This is a genomic window from Paraburkholderia sp. Ac-20336, assembly GCF_017105025.1.
Classification (GTDB): domain Bacteria; phylum Pseudomonadota; class Gammaproteobacteria; order Burkholderiales; family Burkholderiaceae; genus Paraburkholderia.
In genome coordinates, this window is sequence record NZ_JAAGPS010000008.1 from 61,225 (window position 1) to 78,540 (window position 17,316).

The 17,316-nt window shown below is 58.0% G+C and carries 18 protein-coding genes, 2 pseudogenes and 1 other annotated feature; of the genes and pseudogenes, 8 read left to right on the top strand and 12 right to left on the bottom strand.

Annotated elements, in window-relative coordinates; translation table 11 throughout:
- Positions 1-43: 43 nt before the first annotated feature.
- From GXB81_RS31875 to GXB81_RS05540, 4 genes are read left to right on the top strand one after another with little or no spacing between them, the layout of a single operon-like run.
- The gene (locus tag GXB81_RS31875; RefSeq protein WP_205988589.1) at positions 44-1,513 is read left to right on the top strand and encodes a virulence factor TspB C-terminal domain-related protein; all 1,470 of its coding nucleotides are present in this window, start codon (positions 44-46) and stop codon (positions 1,511-1,513) included.
- On the top strand, positions 1,510-1,791 hold the full coding sequence (locus GXB81_RS05530) for a DUF2523 family protein (RefSeq protein WP_167285250.1): 282 nt from the start codon (positions 1,510-1,512) through the stop codon (positions 1,789-1,791). The genes GXB81_RS31875 and GXB81_RS05530 overlap by 4 nt, the downstream gene beginning before the upstream one ends.
- Positions 1,788-2,693, top strand: a complete 906-nt coding sequence (locus GXB81_RS05535) for a zonular occludens toxin domain-containing protein (protein ID WP_205988590.1) — start codon at positions 1,788-1,790, stop codon at positions 2,691-2,693. Before GXB81_RS05530 ends, GXB81_RS05535 begins: the two co-directional genes overlap by 4 nt.
- 11 nt (positions 2,694-2,704) lie before the next feature.
- The gene (locus tag GXB81_RS05540; protein ID WP_346777783.1) at positions 2,705-4,057 is read left to right on the top strand and encodes a type II secretory pathway protein; all 1,353 of its coding nucleotides are present in this window, start codon (positions 2,705-2,707) and stop codon (positions 4,055-4,057) included.
- On the opposite strand, the gene GXB81_RS05545 is transcribed toward GXB81_RS05540, so the two are convergent.
- Entirely contained in the window at positions 4,054-4,242 is a 189-nt protein-coding gene (locus tag GXB81_RS05545) for a hypothetical protein (RefSeq protein WP_205988591.1), read from the bottom strand. The two genes, GXB81_RS05540 and GXB81_RS05545, sit on opposite strands and share 4 nt — an antisense overlap.
- 230 nt (positions 4,243-4,472) lie before the next feature.
- On the opposite strand from GXB81_RS05545, the gene GXB81_RS31350 reads away from it, so the two are divergent.
- Together GXB81_RS31350 and GXB81_RS05555 are read left to right on the top strand one after the other, a co-directional pair.
- Positions 4,473-4,979, top strand: a complete 507-nt coding sequence (locus GXB81_RS31350) for a hypothetical protein (protein ID WP_241016257.1) — start codon at positions 4,473-4,475, stop codon at positions 4,977-4,979.
- A gap of 534 nt (positions 4,980-5,513) precedes the next feature.
- Entirely contained in the window at positions 5,514-6,404 is an 891-nt protein-coding gene (locus GXB81_RS05555) for a hypothetical protein (protein ID WP_241016258.1), read from the top strand.
- 66 nt (positions 6,405-6,470) lie between these two features.
- On the opposite strand, the gene GXB81_RS05560 is transcribed toward GXB81_RS05555, so the two are convergent.
- The 9 genes and pseudogenes from GXB81_RS05560 to GXB81_RS05600 all read right to left on the bottom strand — a co-directional run bounded on the left by GXB81_RS05560 (position 6,471) and on the right by GXB81_RS05600 (position 14,163).
- On the bottom strand, positions 6,471-6,692 hold the full coding sequence (locus GXB81_RS05560) for a hypothetical protein (RefSeq protein ID WP_205988593.1): 222 nt from the start codon (positions 6,690-6,692) through the stop codon (positions 6,471-6,473).
- A 33-nt stretch (positions 6,693-6,725) separates the two neighbouring features.
- The gene (locus GXB81_RS05565; RefSeq protein ID WP_205988594.1) at positions 6,726-7,001 is read right to left on the bottom strand and encodes a hypothetical protein; all 276 of its coding nucleotides are present in this window, start codon (positions 6,999-7,001) and stop codon (positions 6,726-6,728) included.
- A 279-nt stretch (positions 7,002-7,280) separates the two neighbouring features.
- On the bottom strand, positions 7,281-7,556 hold the full coding sequence (locus tag GXB81_RS05570) for a BrnA antitoxin family protein (RefSeq protein WP_205988595.1): 276 nt from the start codon (positions 7,554-7,556) through the stop codon (positions 7,281-7,283).
- Positions 7,528-7,809 (bottom strand): BrnT family toxin, encoded by a 282-nt coding sequence (locus tag GXB81_RS05575; RefSeq protein WP_205988596.1) that lies wholly within the window; start codon positions 7,807-7,809, stop codon positions 7,528-7,530. Before GXB81_RS05575 ends, GXB81_RS05570 begins: the two co-directional genes overlap by 29 nt.
- Before the next feature lie 52 nt (positions 7,810-7,861).
- Positions 7,862-8,260, bottom strand: a complete 399-nt coding sequence (locus tag GXB81_RS05580) for a hypothetical protein (RefSeq protein ID WP_205988597.1) — start codon at positions 8,258-8,260, stop codon at positions 7,862-7,864.
- 429 nt (positions 8,261-8,689) lie between these two features.
- On the bottom strand, positions 8,690-8,995 hold the full coding sequence (locus tag GXB81_RS05585; RefSeq protein ID WP_205988598.1) for a DUF2726 domain-containing protein: 306 nt from the start codon (positions 8,993-8,995) through the stop codon (positions 8,690-8,692).
- Positions 8,996-9,241: 246 nt separating this feature from the next.
- Positions 9,242-11,968, bottom strand: a complete 2,727-nt coding sequence (locus GXB81_RS05590) for an AAA domain-containing protein (protein ID WP_205988599.1) — start codon at positions 11,966-11,968, stop codon at positions 9,242-9,244.
- A gap of 289 nt (positions 11,969-12,257) precedes the next feature.
- A pseudogene (locus GXB81_RS05595) lies at positions 12,258-12,732 on the bottom strand (transposase); the annotation flags it as partial.
- Positions 12,360-12,451, bottom strand: a sequence feature (AL1L pseudoknot). (Overlaps the previous pseudogene by 92 nt.)
- 70 nt (positions 12,733-12,802) lie before the next feature.
- A pseudogene (locus GXB81_RS05600) lies at positions 12,803-14,163 on the bottom strand (IS3 family transposase).
- Between the two features lie 214 nt (positions 14,164-14,377).
- On the opposite strand from GXB81_RS05600, the gene GXB81_RS05605 reads away from it, so the two are divergent.
- On the top strand, positions 14,378-14,653 hold the full coding sequence (locus GXB81_RS05605) for a hypothetical protein (protein WP_167041956.1): 276 nt from the start codon (positions 14,378-14,380) through the stop codon (positions 14,651-14,653).
- Between the two features lie 84 nt (positions 14,654-14,737).
- Here the strand turns inward: GXB81_RS05605 and GXB81_RS05610 are convergent, their stop codons facing one another.
- Positions 14,738-15,100, bottom strand: coding sequence for a hypothetical protein (locus GXB81_RS05610; protein WP_167041958.1), 363 nt, complete (start codon positions 15,098-15,100; stop codon positions 14,738-14,740).
- Positions 15,101-15,131: 31 nt separating this feature from the next.
- Here GXB81_RS05610 and ampC point away from each other — a divergent pair, with 31 nt between their 5' ends.
- Positions 15,132-16,340, top strand: coding sequence for a class C beta-lactamase (gene ampC / locus GXB81_RS05615; protein WP_205988600.1), 1,209 nt, complete (start codon positions 15,132-15,134; stop codon positions 16,338-16,340).
- Positions 16,341-16,473: 133 nt separating this feature from the next.
- On the opposite strand, the gene GXB81_RS05620 is transcribed toward ampC, so the two are convergent.
- Positions 16,474-16,788: a DUF4148 domain-containing protein gene (locus GXB81_RS05620; RefSeq protein WP_205299413.1), complete on the bottom strand. Its 315-nt coding sequence runs from the start codon at positions 16,786-16,788 to the stop codon at positions 16,474-16,476.
- Positions 16,789-17,316: the final 528 nt, after the last annotated feature.

Genomic DNA, 17,316 nt, shown 5'->3' on the forward strand with positions numbered 1-17,316 from the left:
CGGCGCGGGAATGATTCTGTTCGGTTGACTTGCGGGGTGATGCGTGGGATTCGGCGTGCGGTTTGGTTCGTTCATTCTGTCCTGTGGCGTGCTGCTGTTCGGCATCCTGTTCACTGCGCCTCATGACGTTGCGTATGCGCAGCAGACTCCATCGGGCGGCTCCGGGCTTATCAACCGGATTATCGAGAAGACGGTGGAGAGTAAGGCGGCGCAATTGGGAATTGGTGCGCTCGATAGCGTGGTTGGCGCGACTGAGGCCGCTATGTCTGCTGCGGCGGGTGCTGCTGGTGCGGGTGCGTGGCTGGGTGTGCTGGCTAGCGTTGCGGGGCCGTTGGGTTTGCTGACTCAACCGACGCCGCTCGGTGATGGTTCATTGACGGCGTGGCAGTTGAATCATGACGGGACGGTTTCGGTGTCGCATGCGACGCCGGATACGTCGGGTGGCGGGAGTGCCAGTCCGTTTTCTCCCTTGCAGTCAGGGGCGCCGTATTTTTGTGTAATTGGTGGTCAGGGTAGTTGTGCCGCGTTTTACGGCTCATCGGCTGAGGCGCTTTTGCAGGAATCCATGCAGCAGGATTCGGATAACCCCGTTGTTGACGGGGTGTCGTCAAATGGCTGCGACGTTGACAGTAATGGTAGTGGAACGTGTTCCTATACGATGGTGAGCCGGTTCACGCCCGCTACTGGTACGGTTAAGACTCTGAAGGTGGCGAGGATTTCGGACGGTAAAGGGTTTCCGTTTGGAAGCTGTGATTCGGGTATGTATGGGGACAGTGGCTGTGTCACGTATGAGACAGTCAGGCCTCTTCCGCCGGTCACTGAGTCGGGTTCGTCCGCGTCGTCCGGTGTCCCGTCGTCTGATCTGGATGATCCGCTAAGCCCGGTTATTGTTGCCGCGCTCGCTGACGCGCTCTGGGAGAGTGCTTCGCAGCAGTCCGGGTATAGCGGTATTCCTTACCCTGCGTCGAACCCTATAACGTCTGCGGACACGGGGGCCATTGAGAGTTCGAGTCCGTCGAGCTGGCCTAGTGTCGGTAGTGCGTCGTCTTCGGCTTCTACGCCTTCGGGCGCCAGTAGTCCGTTTCAGATTACCTCGCCCAGTTCGGGTACTGACCCTGGCACGGGTACGGGCACCGATCCGGGTACCGGTACTGGCACTGATCCGGGAACAGGCAGTGGTACCGATCCGGGCACCGGTGATGATTCGGGTTCGTCTCCGTCAGATACGCCCGATCTTTGCCAGCTCGATCCGTCGATCATTGCGTGTCAGCAGCCTGGCTCTGCAACTGCGCCAACGTTGCCTTCGAGCGATGCGACGGTTTCGGTTACACCCGTTACGGTTGGCGCATCGGATGGCGTATGTCCTTCGCCGGTGAGCATCACGGTATTCGGGATGGGGCTCTCGTTCTCCTATCAGCCTGAGTGCGATTTCATGTCTCGTGTTCGTCCGTTCGTTCTTGCGGCGTGCGGGATTATTGCGGCATTGATCTTCGGTGCAGGGCTCAAATCATGACCGGTCTGGCTGCGTGGTTGATGTCGCTGGCAGGGCCGCTGCTGATTCAGGCGCTCGTGGCGCTCGGCGTGGGTGTCATGACGGTGGTGGGTTTCGATGCAGCGTTCAGCCAGCTTGTGAGCTGGATCACGACAGGCGTGTCGGGGCTGCCGTCCGATATGGCTAACGTGCTGGCAATTGGCGGTGTGTTCCAGGGCGTGTCCTACATTCTCGGCGCGGTGTCGGCGCGAGTCACGCTAGCGGGTATCTCTGCGGCCAAAAGGTTCTTTCTCAAATGATCACGTTGATAACGGGTGTTCCGGGCAGTGGCAAATCGCTGTATGCCATATGGTCGCTATTGCCTGAGTTGAAGCGGGGGCGACGGCTGCTGGTCGATGGCGTAAAGGATCTGGCTATCGATCACGTCATGGTCGATGAGCCGTGGATCCGCGAGTGGCACAAGCATGTGGAGCCGAACGATATCGTGTTCATTGATGAGGTTCAGCGTATCTGGCCGCCGGTGTCGGTCAGCACGAAGCCGACTGAGGATATCGAGAAGCTGCACGTGCATCGTCATCTGGGCGTCGATTTCGTGCTGGTGACGCAGAATCCGCAGCGAATGAACAAGACAGTGCGTGACCTGGTCGGGCGGCACGTACATGTGCGGCGCCTGTTCGGAATGAATCGCGCGATGCTTTACGAGTGGGACTCGTGCCATAACGTCAGCAATCTGCGTGATGCGGTGAAAACTTCGTGGCGGTATCCGCGCGATGTGTTCAGGCTGTACACCAGTGCGGAGCTGCACACGAAGCCTAAAGCCGTGATTCCGAAGTCACTGTTTATCGTGCCGGTTCTGGCTGTGGCTACGGTTGTGCTTGGCTATTCGGGCTTCAGGATGATTCACGGTGGCTTTGGTCACGCCAATGCGTCGAAGTCGGGTGCATCAGGGGTGTCCAGTTCGGCGGGAGCTGCTGCTGCGCCGCTCGCGGGGTCTGCGGTCGTGTCGGATGACTGGCGGGTTGCGGGGCGGTATGCGGATGGCGTTCGTGGATATGTCGTGCTGGTGAATGGCCGTGGTGCCTTGCGACTGGAAGACTCGGCGGGCTTCAAGGGCGACGGCGTGCTGACTTCGGGCGTAGTGGATGGTCGGCGGGTTGCGTCGTGGTCGGGGGCGTCGTCGGCCGTGGCGGTGTCGAAATGAGGCGGGCGGTTGTGGCGCTGCTGTGCTGCGTTTCGCTCGGTACGCGGGCTGCGGGCGTGGATATTCCGACGTTGCCGCCGTTGCCTGTATCGGGAGTGGCTGCGCCGGTCGCGGTGCCTCCTCCTGTCAAGCCGCTGCCGCACGTTCGTAACGGCGCGTTCGATCTGCGATTCGTGAACGTGGGGCAGGTGGTTGATCTGGTATACGGCGATGCGCTGCATATTCCGCATGTGATCGCGTCGGACGTGTTGCAGGATGATCGGGTGGTGTCGTTCCAGTTCGATAGCGGCAAGGGCGATCTGAAACAGTTCGTGCGGAATTTTCTGGATTCGGAAGGTTTTCAGGTCATGACGCGGGACGGCGTGGATTACATCTCGCGCAAGCCTGCCGATGTGGTGCCGATGGATCGTGAGACATGGGTGTACAGGCCATTGCATCGGAGTGCGGCGTATCTGGAAAGTATGGTGAACCCGCTGTTCTCCGGTCGCGTGTCGATGCAGGCGCTGTCTGCCGCGGCTAATCCGTCGTCGGCGTCGTCGTCAGCCTCGATGCCGGTGGCTGCATCGGGCACGGCTGCCGCGCGGCCCCCCATGAGTTCAGTTGCGCCTGTCGTACAGCCTGGCGTTTCGGCGGGCGATCAGCTGGTGATCGTTGGTTCCGCTCGTGATGTGCGCGACGTTCGCCAGCTCGTGCCGCAGCTCGATACGGCAGTGGGTGAAGTCGTGGTGCGCGGCTGGGCCTATGAGGTTGACGATACAGACGGCAGTAATACCGGGTTCAGCATTGCCTCGAAGCTGCTGGGCGTTGGGCTCAATGTGAGTTCGGGCGCAACGGCTGCGGACGTGAATGCGCTGCAGTTTGACGCGGGGCGGCTGTCGTTCGCGATTTCGGCGCTCAAGTCGGATTCACGGTTCCGCGAGCTGTCGTCGCCTAACGTGCGGTGCGTGTCGGGGCAGCAGGTCAGGCTCAATGTCGGTCAGCAGGTACCAACCGTGTCGAGCGTGAGCTTTCAGGGGGCGAGCGGCACGCCTGTGCAGTCGATCGAGTATCAGGATGCGGGCGTGATCTTCAACGTGACGCCAACCGTTCTGAGTGACGTGATCCAGCTGAACATCGATGAGGAGATTTCGAGCTTCGTGAACACGACAACGGGTGTCAGCGGCTCGCCCACGAAGAACACGCGCTCATTGCAGACGGTGGCCGACATGAAAGACGGCGAGGTGATCGTGCTGGGCGGGCTGCTGCAGGATCAGGCCTCGCAAACCAAAAGCCATGAGTGGTTCCTGCCGTCGCTTCTCGATGGTCGCACGACGTCCAAAGGGCATACAGAGGTCGTGCTCGTCCTGCAAGTACAAAAGCTCTAGTGGCCGGCGAGCGTGAATGCGTAGTAGAGCCCGACGACGACGACGATCCAGATAAGTGCGATGACGAACAGTGGCGTGCGTCGGCGCTTCTCGGTCTGATCGACGACGCTCTGTAGCAGGTTAGGTTTGCGAGCGGTCTTCTGCTTGTACTCGTTGCGGTACCAGTCACGATCTTCGAATGCCATGTCTTTCCCCGGTTGGCGAAGCGGCGATTCTATCAGCGTGATGTGGCGCGGGCGGGCGTCTAGCGTCAGGAGTGTCCGGGGACGGATTATGAATTATTCGTTACTAGTAACGAAATATATTTATTTATCGTTACTAGTAACGTAAAATATGGGTATTAATGATGCGAAAGAGGCGTACCGTGGTCCAGCCCGAAGACAACAAAACAATTCCGTTACCCCTTCCGGCAGTAATGGAAAAGCGTGGTCGTGGTCGTCCGCGCAAGGATGGAGCGTTGACGAACGCGCAACGCCAGGCGGCGTTCAGGGCACGCAGGGCGGCGCAAGGCAAAACCGTTACGGTAACGAAAAATATTCCTGCTGCTGCGGACGGATACGACGAACTGGTGCTGGAAAACGAACGTCTGCGCGAGGAACTGGCTTCGGCTCGGGATGACGTTGAGAGTCTGCGTCGCGATCTTGCTCCTTTGCGGGAAATGATGCGCGAGCCGGTTGGTTGCAAGTGGTCTTACCGTCAGGTTACGGCGGTGGCTGAGAAGTGCATTCTGTACTTCATGGCTAAGTTCGAGCAGGCAAAAAAGGAAGACAGCCTTTTCATGCAGCATGTCTATCGTGAACAGGCGGCGGGCGTCAGATTTGCCTGGTACGACCTTACGGTTGGTTGGCAGATTGACGGGGATAACGAACGCCTGAACGCGCTTGTATGGAGCGTTACGAGTAACGATAAATCGGGCGTCTAGCGTCGGGAGTGTCCGGGCGTCGATCGCAGCGATGGTAGGGCGTGGGCGTGCCTGCGGAGTCGTGGCGGTTATCGCGCGGCTCAGCGCGGCCTCCCGGACCGAGTAGCGGGTATCGGCGTTGTGGCTGAACGTGAGGCACAGGCGGTGATCGCGGCCGCCCCTCACTGCAAGCTGCCTTTGTGGGCGCCTGAGCACCACTGCGGCGTGCATATGCGCCGTATGCGGGCCTGCCGGTGAGGGGCTGAGGCGGTGGCGCGCACGGGCGCATGCCTCCAGCGAGCCGTAGGCCGCAGAGGCAGGCGCGCGCAGCGCGCCTAAACTTGTACCTCTAACACTTAACGGAAACGACGGCGGGACGGGGCTTGCAGCAAGGTAGGGCGGGGAAGTGCAAAAAGAAAACCCGGCGATCGTTGGCGCGATCCCGGGCGGTGACAAACATCGGATAACAGGATATCCAACGTGAGTACAGACATTGTAGTAGGTAAGCGTTCGTCATTCCAGGATGTTCTGAACGGGGCCGGCTCGATACAGGCATTGAACGCTGCAAGCATTCGCGGTGACGTGGTGCCGGAATACGAATATGAGGGGCCGTTTAGCGATGAATACATCGTGCGCACACAGCGATTTGAGGACGGGCAGCAAGAGGTCGTGGCGTTCAGTGTGGCCGTGCAACGGCGCTTTGACGAGCTGAGGCTGCGTCCTCGTGGGTTGCGTGGCAAGCGTGAGAAGCTGGAAGGCGAAACCGATGATGATGTGACGGTGAAGGCGTCGAAGTCGCTGGAGACCTCGATAGAGCGTTCGCGCCGGATGATCCGCAAGCGCTGCAAGGCGATCCGCGCCGATCGGATGCTGACGCTCTCAACGCGTGCGAACGAAACGCGCGTGGAAGTGTGGGCGAAGTGGTGGGACGAGTTTCGCAGGCGAATGAATCGCCTGAAGGATTTTCATTACGTGGCGGTACTTGAGCGACAGGATCGGGGCGCATGGCATATCCATGTCGCGGTGCATGGCCGGCAAAACTGGAAGCTGCTGCGCTCGATCTGGATGTCGGTCATCAGCAAGTCGGGTACAGACGGCGCGGTGAACGACAGCGTAGGTAACGGCAAGCGTAAGTGGCTGTTTCAACAGTGGGGTGGCAAGGGGCGTGCATCGCGTCATCGGATTGCAACGTACATCGCCAAGTACGTTGGCAAGGGCGGCGACGCGTCGACGTTCAATAAGAAACGCTACTGGACCAGCAAAGGTATCGTGCTACCTGAAACAACAACGTATGCTCATCTGGGGCCGGAGCTGGGAGCCGTTGATGCTATCGCTGCTGCACACGAATGCGTGATTGCCAATGGTGCTGATTGCGGGGCTGCTCAGCATTTTTGGAACGGGGGAATAGGTGTGTTCTGGATGGCAACTGGCAATACTACCCTGTGAAGTAAGGCGTTCCTTTAAAGCGATTAGGCCGATCCGTTCGAGCAATGGTATGCCTTGGAACTACGATTATCGATGTTTTCTGTGACTGATTTCGCGCCCTGAGTACACTGCTGAGAACACGCCGATCAGTATGGTCGCGACAGCCAGCGATTCATCGAAGTGCGTGGGGTGATAGATGGCTTTCGCGTAGAACCATAGTCCGATTCCAACGGCAGTCATAAATACTCCGAAAACCAGCCCCCATGCCGGACCCGCCGGTTGCAGTTGCAATTTGTGTGGCTTCTTCATTGAGTATTTCCCCGCTTGCTGTCGACAGACCGCTTATCCGTAAGTTTCGACGGCCAACAAATCGTCGACGATACGCCGTGCGGCGCTGTATCCAGTCATCAGCGCATCCCCTTCGGTCGAAAAGGCTTTGCCGTCTGCATCCCCTAGGCGTAGCGGCGAGAAAATCGCAACGGGGGGCGCCGCTCGTGCAATCGTTACGACGGCCACGTAGGTAGGCGCCGGCGTTCGCGCAATTTGAGGCTGCCATCTGAAATTCGACTCGATCGCGACTTTCAGCTCGAAGCCCTTGTAGTGGTAGGTTCGTGCCATTTAATTTCTCGGGGCTCTCTGGTTGATCAACTCCGTTAAATTCATGTTGATCTGACGTTTTCGGGGTTACCTCAATTGTCGACGGAAGCCTTACACATGCATGTCAAAATGCAATGGGCTTTGTGGTTATAGTTGGTCTCCTACGCCATATTCACAATTGTGCGACGTAGTTGACTGCTTGTGTGGTTAGTAGCTGTGCTACTTGCCATTTCCAGCATATGTGGAGTCGTTGTTCGCATGCGTTATCGGTGTTTTCTGGATAGCTACGGTCGTCATCTGTTACAGGGGATGAGTTGTAAGCCAGTCTCGAAGCGCGTTGTTCATGCGCGTTTGCCAGCCTTCGCCGCTGTTCTTGAACCGTTCGATGATCTCGGCGTCGTATCGAATCGTGACGGCGATCTTTGGATTGATGAGCTTTGGACGTCCGCCGCGTCGCTTCATCTGCGCAAACTGTTCGTCGCTCGGCTCGAACGTATCCGGATCGGCGGCGATGCCGCGAGCGATCATATCTTCTTCGGCCGGAGTGTTACGGCGTAGTTTGGGTTGCTTGTTCATAACGTTCAATCTCCCGGTTGTTGGCCTTTCGCAAGCTAATGATCCTGAATGTTTCGCCGCGTTGCGTGAACACCACGCAGTAGAGGCGGGAGCTAATCACGGCGTAGCCGATTTCTCGTAGTTCGCCATAGTCCTTACGGTCATCAGGCGCGCACCAGACAGCGGTCCAGTCGATAAATTCGGCCAGCGCCAGTGGAACTCCGTGCTTGTCCTCGTTCGTGACGCTCTTGGGCCAGTCGTAGGTTGTCTTCATCAATTATTGTAGTTACGAAAACTAGGTTAATCAAAGGATTTTTGTAACTACGTTATTCGCGGGTTCCCGCATACATGGCGTCGTTGTTTGCACCCGGGACTGCCGGTGTGGACAGCTCGCTCCGTATGAGTGGACTGGCGTATAGCGATTCGTTCGCAGGCGGTCTTAACAGCCGCGCTGGAATGCTGGCCGGCTGCTGGATTCGGCGTTCGATCTCGGTGTATCCCATCTGGTCGCGCATTAGCTCCAGCTCGAGCGCGTCCAGACGCAACACGGCTACGGCCCATGGTGGAATGACGGCGCGGCCATTCATCCAGTCCTTGATGGTGCGTTCGTGGCGGCCGAGCTTGCGGCACAGGTAGCGCATTGGCAGGTTGCCTACGTAATGCAGGAATTCGGTTGGCGACGCGGCGTTGTAGCGCGTGAGGATTTTTGGTTTGCGTTTTTTCATGGTGGTCTCGCGTGGGGATTACAGTCTGCGGCCATGGACAAAAAAGCCGCTCATGGGAGCGGCTGTTTCGTTGTGTGACGCGAAGTGAGCTCGTATCTTTCATATAAATTACAATCCCAATTTATTGGTGATAATTTATGTTATGTCAAATTATAGTGTGGACACTACGCCGGTCGCTGAACGCAGCCAAAGCAGCCCTTTTCGCCGCATTGCTTCGACCGGCAGCAAGCTAAAAAATCCAGCACTTCACGCTTCGAGACGCCTGCAATCAGCAGGCGTTTTTTTTGCGCCTCGATCTTACGGTAGATTCGCCGACGACGTGCGTCATGTATACCACGACGAGTGTTCCGAATATGCCAGTACAAATTTCTGATCTCACTGGCCACCACCAGCAACCCCGAATGGTTCACTACTGGCCGAGGCCACAACTCAAGCTGCGGCATGCACCGCCTTGTCAGTTACCCCGGCATGGCGCTGGAAGTCGGCAAGCAAAACGGCGGCATCAGTCCGCACGTTTTGATATCGCACCAACGGCAGCCCCGCGGCAGCGCATATATCGTTCTTCGTCGTATCGCGATGCTGCGCCGACTTTACGGCATGACTGCGATCATCAAGCTCGACTACGTACAACACCAGCCCGCCAGCCCCGCACACCACGAAATCGAGTACCTTCCGGTCAAACCGGTTGATCAGACCCACCACCACCGCACCAACCAAGATAGCGACAATCAACATACGCAGCCCCTAGTAATTTGCGAAATCGCAGGCCGGTATAACGTCCAAATGAAGCTTTTATTTAACACACTCTCACAACATTATGCTCAGCGAATCGCCGCACCACGACACACAGCCGCCGGCATACAGGCATAAAAAAGCCCGTCAGCGACGGGCTCTTTCTCGATACGCGGACACATTCACACTTCCGGCCAGAATCTCTCATCGAACACCTGCTCGACGCTGTACGGCAAACATTTACGAACATCATGCGTTAGCCGTCGCGTGTCCTTCGTTAGCGGTCGTTCGTGCCCATTCGGCAAGAAACCCCGCGACTTTCTCCTCAATACCACTCTCGACAGTGCGCAGGCGCAGGATGGGAAGACCACTCTTCGCCAGGATGCTGTTCTTCAAGGCATCTCGCGCCGCTTGCTCTGGCCTGTCATGGGAGCCGCCATCGACTTCGATCACCCCCAACGGGGTTTTGCCCACCTTGAAATACAGCACGAAATCGCAACTGGCCCGGTTGCGCATGAATGCCAGTTCTCGCGCCGTCAAGGCCGGGTTAGTCGATGAGGCGATCTGGTCCAGCGCGATCTGGGCGTGGAAGGTTATTGCCTGACACGACGCGTCGGACAGCGCCTCGCGGAGCACCTGCGCCACAATCTGCTCCGATTTGTACCGTGAATCTTCGGGCCGTAACCTGGAGTTCAGCCGCGCCAGGGATTGGTCATATTCCTTGTACAGCAGGTCGAAGGCCGACACCACGGGTGCGCGCACGATCTGCTCGTCCTGCGCGTAATACTCGACGTAGCGCATCAAGGCCGCGATGTGGCCGTTGTTCGCGGTGAAAACCCCGTCGCCCGTCACTAAAGTGAACCGACTCCTGGCTCGCGACACCGCCACATTGACCATACGGGGATCATCGACGAAATCCAGCCGCTCCTGGTTGTAACGCTTCTTGTCCAATACGGTGGAGAAGACGATCTCGTCGCATTCCCTGCCCTGGAACTTGTGCACGGTGTCCTTGACGAAGTCCGCTGGCAAACGCGTGCCGGAGAGCGTGACCTGCGCCCTGAAGGGGGCGATGAAGCCTCGGCCGTCGCTGTCCAGCCCGACAGGCTCGCCCTCGTCTTCGAGCACCTTGCGCAACGAATCCAGTTCCCTAAGATTGGTGTTCTTGCGGGCATGGTTGCCCTTGGCGGTCACCAGCAGCCGCAGGGAAGCTTCGCCGTTGTCCTGAGTCATCGGTACCAGTGCGTTGTCGTAGAACTGCTGATTGCAGAACTGGATGATCCTGGGATGGCAGCGGTAATGTTCTTTCAACAAGGTCCTGGGCAACGCATCCTTAAACACACCGATGCACGAATCGAGCAGGCTGTATCGCTCGCAATCGTACGCGTCAGCTGGGGCTTGCAGGCCCAGCTCCACCGGAATATGCGCCAACTGCCGGCTGTCGCCTACGACGATCAGGTTCTTCGCGCAGCCCAACGCCAGAATGCCAGGCACGATGTCCTGCTGCGAGGCCTCATCGATGACGATGTAATCGAGGGTTGCCCCCCGCGCGATCGAATTGACGATCGAGTGTGTGCTGCTCCCAAGGATCGGGAAGCGTCGTATGAACGCATCGAACTGTTGTCGGTACTGCTGCTCATCGAAGATTTGCGACGCCGGGACTTGCGCATGCAGGTGATGCTTCAGGTAGCGCATCGACCCTGTGGTCAATGCCTCCAGCAAGGCCGTGAAATGACCGCGCGCCAGCGACTCGCGGCAAGCCTGCAAGGCCGCCTCTTTCTTCTGCAGTGCCTTGTCGTAGTAGTGCATCTGCAGGGCATGGAAAAGGGACAGCCGCGCTTCCTTCGCGAAAGGTTTGGCGCGGAAAATCTTGAAGTTGAACAGCAGCTCGATTCGGTCCTTGAGTCGGATGCGTTGTTCCCCAAGATGGGACAGGTAGGCCATCAGGTCTGCCGTCTTGCTCGGGGACAGCCCGTACTTGTCCAGAGAGGCTTGAATCTGTACCCCGTTCGCGTCCTGCCACTGTTGCAGATAGCGACGCTCGATAGTGAGCTCGTCGATGTCGGCCTGCAATTGCGCTGCCGTGTTGTGGTCGTGCAGATGCTGCTTCAACCGGGCAATCGTCGCCTGGATTTCGTCCATGGTCGGCGCGGACTCGGGTTCGCTCGACGGCCAGGGAGGCAGGTTGGCGAAGAAGTCCTCCCGATTTTCCTTGCTGCCGAGCTTGGCGACCAGGTGGCCCAGGCCGAACTTTTCCAGCTTCTCGTAAACGTTTTCCACCGCCGGATTATTGTTCGACAGTACCGCGACCGTTTTACCGCGTAGCAAGATATTGGCGAGGATGTTCAGGATGGTCTGCGTCTTGCCGGTTCCGGGCGGCCCCTCAATGACACTGACCTGCGCGCTGAACGCACGCTCGACCGCCGCGAGCTGGCTTTCGTTCACGCCGAATGGATAGATCAGGCCACCGTCCGGCGCCTGCGTTCCGTTCTGCCCGGTGCAATAAGCATGCAAGGCAGTGTCCGGACGGGGCGGTAGTTTCTCCAGTTGGCGCACGATATTGGCCGCGATCTGATGCTGATCCTCCGAGCCCGCGCGCTCCCTTCGGGTGTTCGCCACAGCAACGAAATAGCGGAAAACCGGCTCTTCCATCATCGCTGCCGGCGTGACGAACCCGATACTGTTCAATTTGTAAACGTAGGGCCTGGCAGTGCCCGGATAGTAGACGACGGCATACCGCTCGCCGTAGATCGTCGCCTTTTCAATGGGCTGGACAGTCGCGCTACCCTGCTTCGTCAGCAGCATCTCTCCCAATTCACGAATGGGAACGACGCGGCAGTCGCTTAGCGGACGTGTGAATTTCTTTTCGGATGGGAAATAGCACGTCAGTTGCAGGGTTTCGTACTTCTTACTCCAGTAAATCTCCCAGTCGCTGATCTTGGTGGTCTTGTCCTCTCCACCTACATGGATAGAAACCATAAGTCCTTTATTCGTGCTCGAACGACATATTGTCGCCAATCTTTGCGACAGTGTCGATTGGCCGCTCACAGCCGGGTTCTGCGGCTCAATTTCGCTGATTCCGCAGAATTGCTTCCAGTTTGGAGTCCTTCTTCTGTCCGAGCAGGAAGCGACGACACGCCACGGCAGCTATCAAGGCGGCGATCGACGCAATAACCCACTTATTTAAATGAAGTGCGGCGCTGAGGGGTACCCCAAGACCGATGAAGATTGGAATCGAAAATAGCGCGTCGGAAACGATCAGTTCCGGCCAGACACGCTTGATCTGCGAGCACAGAAAGTCATTGCGTTTCGCGCGAGCACAGCACCGCGATGGATCGCGAAGTTGTGCGGCATAACGCCAGTAGTCCGACGGGGCCGATCCCGAAGGTGTCGCGATGCTGATCGACGAAGGCCTTCAGGACTTGAAACGGCGGTCGAGCTCCGCCTGGGCGAAAAAACGCGCTCGCGACCTTGAGAATCTCGTTGGCACGACGCAGTTCCTTGACCTCGCGCTCCAGGGCCTTCAGCCGTTCGCGTTCGTCGGTGGTCACGCCATCACGCTCGCCCGGGTCAACCTGGTCACGCTTGACCCATTCGTGCAGCGTCTGCGGCGTACAGCCGATCATCGGCGCAATCGACTCGACCGCTGCCCACATCGACGGATGTTCGCTACGCTGCTCGCGCACCAGACGTACTGCCCGCTCGCGGACTTCCGGGGAAAACCTGGTTACCTTCTTGTTCATGGCTCCATTCTCTCAAGACTTGGAGCCTCCACAAAATTGGACTGCCCCCCAAGAGTTGGACGTTGAAGCGTTAATTTTTTCCCGCTCGCATTCGATATTCCACGGGACTCAGTCCACCAAGTTTCGATTTGATGCGGCGCCGGTTGTAGTAGTCGATGTAGCCCTTCAGGCCTGCCCGTAACGCGTCGACGTCTGAAGTCCGTGAGATGGAAATACTCGGCCTTCAGAGTGCCAAAGAAGCTCTCCATGGCCGCGTTATCGAAGCAATTTCCTTTTCTCGACATACTTTGCTTCATTCCGTAGCGCGCCAGTGCCGCTCGGTACGGTTGCATGCGATAGTGCCAACCCTGGTCTGAATGAAGCATCGGTGTAGCAGCATTCCCGCGTTTCCTGACAGCTTTCTTGAGCATGCCCATGACCATCGGGAAGTCGGGGCGATGGCTCGACTGGTAGGCGACAATTTCCCCATTGTAGAGGTCCATGACCGGAGAAAGGTACAGATTTTTCCCCGCGACCCGGAACTCGGTCACATCGGTAACCCACTTCTCGTTTGGGCCCGACGCGGTGAATTCACGATTGAGCAGGTTCGGAGCGGCCTCGCCGACCTCGCCCTGGTACGACCGGAACTTCTTCCGGCGCACCCTCGACCTGATTCCCAATTCGTTCATGAGGCGCTGCACCTTCTTGTGATTGACTAGCGCGCCATCCTGCGGATAGTCAGGGTGATGCGACGATAGCCATACAAGCCGCGATGTGCAGCATAGACAGCCTGAATCTTCGCCTTGAGTCCACCATGCCGGTCTGGGACGGCCAACGTCTTGACCCGATAGTAGTACGTACTGCGTGGCAACCCCGCAGTCTGGAGAAGATCGGTCAAGGGGAACTCCTGCCTCAGTTCAAGCACTATTTTGGCTCTTTCTGCCGCGCCAACTTCTTTGCTAGAACCAAGGCATTGAATTTTTTTAGGTACGCGACCTCCGCGCGTAATTGCTGATTCTCACGAAGCAGTTGGTCTGACTCCTCAGATCGCGGAGCTTCCAACGGCTGGTTCGAGGTCTTTCTCTTTGCTGGCACCGAAACATCCTGTCCCGACGGGCGCATGCTCTTTAGCGGACGGAGCTCTCCCCGTGCTTTCTGTTGTTGCCACATCGTGATGCTGTGCGGGTTGCCGATATTGTAAATGGCAGCCAGCTCTCGACAGGAAAGGTTCTCAGCCACGCCCCGGTGCACCACCTCAAGCTTGAACTCAGCGGTGTAAGCACCACGCTGCCGGATGAGCCCGGCGTTACCATGGTGACGATATGCCGCGACCCATCGCCTCACCATACTTTCTGCAATACCGAATTTCGCCGCAAGGAGCTTATAGCCCCCTTCGCCAGCGAGGTACTCGCGAACCACCTTCCCCTTAAACTTTACATCGAATTTCCTCACGAAACCTCCAAGGTCGTGTCCAACTCTTGGGGGGCAGTCCATTCCCGGGGCGGTTCACGAGCGCATTTCCAGCATTGCACGCCGTGTTCTTTAGCAAAGCACGCGAAGTCATGTATCGAAAAGCGAACGCCCGCCGGGAAACCTATCCGAACAGGTAGTTCAACCGGCACGCCCCGCACGGCTAAAATCACGTCGAAATCGAAATGGGGCCAACATGAATAACAACGTCGACCAGCACCACGAGCCGACACTACACAGCAACAAGCAGCGTCTATGGCAACACCCTGCCTACTTGACCGCGTGGGAATACCTTCCCTACGGCCTGCAAATCCGGCTACTGGAATTTGAGGCCCGACTCGACCGCATCTTCCCACGCCGGCTACACGTCAAACGGCGTGGCAACGTGGCAGGGCTTAAACGCGCCGTGTTTACCGTGCTTATAGCCGCAGTCATGCACGCAATCATCATCTCCATGCAACACAGCCAATAGCGATCGACTACGAACGCCCCGCGAAGCACACTCCACACCTCCCACGCACTGTCGGCATTCACCCGACGAAATGCGTAGCACGCCTCATACTCGCCACGACGGCTCCTTCACCCCGACATTCAGTGCAGACAGCGGCGAGACTTTTTCCCTCTGCCGTCTCGCACGCCGCATCAAATGAAACAACTCGCGCAGCACATTGCGCGATGCCGTCTGTTTCCCCGAGGCCAAACCCGCAACCGCGCCATAGTGCATCTCGACAGCCTGCACAATTTGCGCACGCTCATCACGCAGCGTGCATGGCAACTCTCCATGCGGCTCTGCGTTTCCCATAGGCTCGGCAGAAACGGGCCGTGAATGATCGTCGGCCACAACATTTTCTTTACCCTCGCGCAACTTATCCTCGTTTGCCAAGGGCCTGCAAAAGCCGGATAGTGCGGCCTCAGTCATTTGCCGACACACGTTCAAGGACTCATTGCCCATGAAGCTCAAAGCGCTCCGCCTCGTCACGGCCGCCACCTTCGCCACGTTCGCGCTGTGCGCGCTCTCCCCTGCAAGCCACGCCGCCGATCAGAACGCGGACCACGACACCGCCCGGATCAAGCCCGCCGTCGATGCCGCGATCCAGCCGCTGATGGCGAAGTACCACGTCGCCGGCATGGCGGTCGGCGTGATCGTCGCAGGCAAGCCATACGTGTTCGACTACGGCGTCGCGTCGACGCAAACCGGCAAGCCGGTCACACGCGATACGCTGTTCGAACTCGGCTCGGTCAGCAAGACGTTCACGGCGACGCTCGCATCGTATGCGCAACTGGACGGCAAGCTCTCGCTATCCGACAGCACCGGCCAGTATCTGCCGACGCTGCGCGGCACGCCCTTCGGCAAGGTCAGTCTTCTGAATCTCGGTACGCACACACCGGGCGGTTTACCGCTTCAGGTGCCGGACGACATCCATAACGATGCGCAGTTGCTCGAGTACTTCAGGAACTGGCAACCGGCTCACGCGCCGGGTACTTACCGGACCTATTCGAATCCGGGCATCGGCACGCTCGGGTTCATCACCGCGAAGAGCATGGGGCAGAACTTCACCGCGTTGGTACAGCAACGCCTGTTTCCGGCGCTCGGCATGAAGAACAGCTATATCGATGTCCCGGCGGCGAGGCTGCCGGACTATGCGCAAGGCTATACGAAAGATGGCGCGCCGATTCGCCTGCAAGGCGGCATGCTCGCCGCCGAAGCCTACGGCGTCAAGTCGAACGCCGCCGACATGCTGCGCTTCATGCAGGCGAACATGAACATGCTTCCGATCGACGACAAACTCCAGCGTGCGATCGACGCGACTCACACCGGCTACTTCAAGGCCAGTGTGCTGACTCAGGACCTGATCTGGGAGCAGTACCCCTACCCCGTTGCATTGAAGACTTTGCAGGCGGGCAACTCGCCGGAGATAGCCCTTAACGCGACACCCGCGGCGGCAATCGAGCCGCCGCTGCCGCCGCAGCAGGACGTGTGGATCAACAAGACCGGCTCGACCAACGGCTTCGGTTCCTATATCGCGTTCGTGCCGAGGCAGCGTATGGGCATCGTGATCCTCGGCAACCGCAATTTCCCGATCGAGGCTCGGGTGAATGCGGCTTATCAGATACTCACGACACTTTCGGCGGCGTCGAACACGAGCAAGGCGAAATAATCGCCGAGCGGTCATTGAACACAACTCGCCAATCCAACCGCAAAAACACTCAAGATACCGAAGCAACATCAAAAATAAAAACGCCCGGCGCTCCCTTGAGTCAGGGAAGCGCCGGGCGTCTATCCAACAACCGCTACTGACTCGCGGCCGCGCCGACGCCGGCCTTCTTCTGCGCCTGCTGCAGATTGTTCGGATAGTTCGGATCGTTTTGCCCTGGCTGATAGCCCGCGTCTTCGAGTTTCTTCAGCTCGGCATTCTTCTTCGCACGAGCCTGTTTGCGGGCCGCTTTGCGCGCGGCCTTCCGCTCGGCCTTGGTCGGCTTCGCGGCACTTGCGGCGGCGGCCGGGGACGCAGTGTCGTTCTGCGCGACAGCGAGCGGGATCGTGCCGGCCACCAGTGCCGCAGCCGAAATCCCGAGCATGATTCGTTTAATGGCAAAGCTCTTCATAACTGATATCCCCCAAGGGAGTGTTGGCAACAGAGTTAAAGTCCATCTGCGAATCGTGGTTCATCAAGGCGGATTGCGCAGCCTTTTACGTCACCGCCGGCTCAAGCTTACAGGCAAATAGAGGCCGCGGGTTGGCAGCGTTGATCGCAACGCATATCGCCTGATCCATCGCGGCTCGGGTTCGATCTGACAAAGCGCTCATCTCGGCATAAGTTCTGCAATGCAGAATCAATAAATAATGCTATTCCATACGCTTCAATCGGAATCTCATCTAAATCTCCCCAATATCACAAGGGTTTACTGGTAAAACATCGTATATCGAGCAGACTAGGTATTTTCCCTTGTTTGGACTGCATTGCAGTTCTTCATGCAGCTTACCACGTTGACACATAGCGAACGGTCGTGCCAAATTCCGTCTGAACTCTGTGAGCACACCAATCAGTCCGGTTGAGTGCTTCATGGAATCGTTCGCTATCAGGAGATCAGCCAAACAGAAAAACGCGCAGTCGATCCAGTCCTGACGTCCAA

Bases quoted from the DNA above. Each gene is read 5' to 3' on its own strand.
- GXB81_RS05530 (WP_167285250.1), top strand. From the start codon at position 1,510: ATGACCGGTCTGGCTGCGTGGTTGATGTCGCTGGCAGGGCCGCTGCTG.
- GXB81_RS05535 (WP_205988590.1), top strand. From the start codon at position 1,788: ATGATCACGTTGATAACGGGTGTTCCGGGCAGTGGCAAATCGCTGTAT.
- GXB81_RS05545 (WP_205988591.1), bottom strand. From the start codon at position 4,242: ATGGCATTCGAAGATCGTGACTGGTACCGCAACGAGTACAAGCAGAAG.
- GXB81_RS31350 (WP_241016257.1), top strand. From the start codon at position 4,473: ATGGAAAAGCGTGGTCGTGGTCGTCCGCGCAAGGATGGAGCGTTGACG.
- GXB81_RS05560 (WP_205988593.1), bottom strand. From the start codon at position 6,692: ATGAAGAAGCCACACAAATTGCAACTGCAACCGGCGGGTCCGGCATGG.
- GXB81_RS05565 (WP_205988594.1), bottom strand. From the start codon at position 7,001: ATGGCACGAACCTACCACTACAAGGGCTTCGAGCTGAAAGTCGCGATC.
- GXB81_RS05570 (WP_205988595.1), bottom strand. From the start codon at position 7,556: ATGAACAAGCAACCCAAACTACGCCGTAACACTCCGGCCGAAGAAGAT.
- GXB81_RS05575 (WP_205988596.1), bottom strand. From the start codon at position 7,809: ATGAAGACAACCTACGACTGGCCCAAGAGCGTCACGAACGAGGACAAG.
- GXB81_RS05580 (WP_205988597.1), bottom strand. From the start codon at position 8,260: ATGAAAAAACGCAAACCAAAAATCCTCACGCGCTACAACGCCGCGTCG.
- GXB81_RS05585 (WP_205988598.1), bottom strand. From the start codon at position 8,995: ATGTTGATTGTCGCTATCTTGGTTGGTGCGGTGGTGGTGGGTCTGATC.
- GXB81_RS05590 (WP_205988599.1), bottom strand. From the start codon at position 11,968: ATGGTTTCTATCCATGTAGGTGGAGAGGACAAGACCACCAAGATCAGC.
- GXB81_RS05605 (WP_167041956.1), top strand. From the start codon at position 14,378: ATGAATAACAACGTCGACCAGCACCACGAGCCGACACTACACAGCAAC.
- GXB81_RS05610 (WP_167041958.1), bottom strand. From the start codon at position 15,100: ATGACTGAGGCCGCACTATCCGGCTTTTGCAGGCCCTTGGCAAACGAG.
- ampC (WP_205988600.1), top strand. From the start codon at position 15,132: ATGAAGCTCAAAGCGCTCCGCCTCGTCACGGCCGCCACCTTCGCCACG.
- GXB81_RS05620 (WP_205299413.1), bottom strand. From the start codon at position 16,788: ATGAAGAGCTTTGCCATTAAACGAATCATGCTCGGGATTTCGGCTGCG.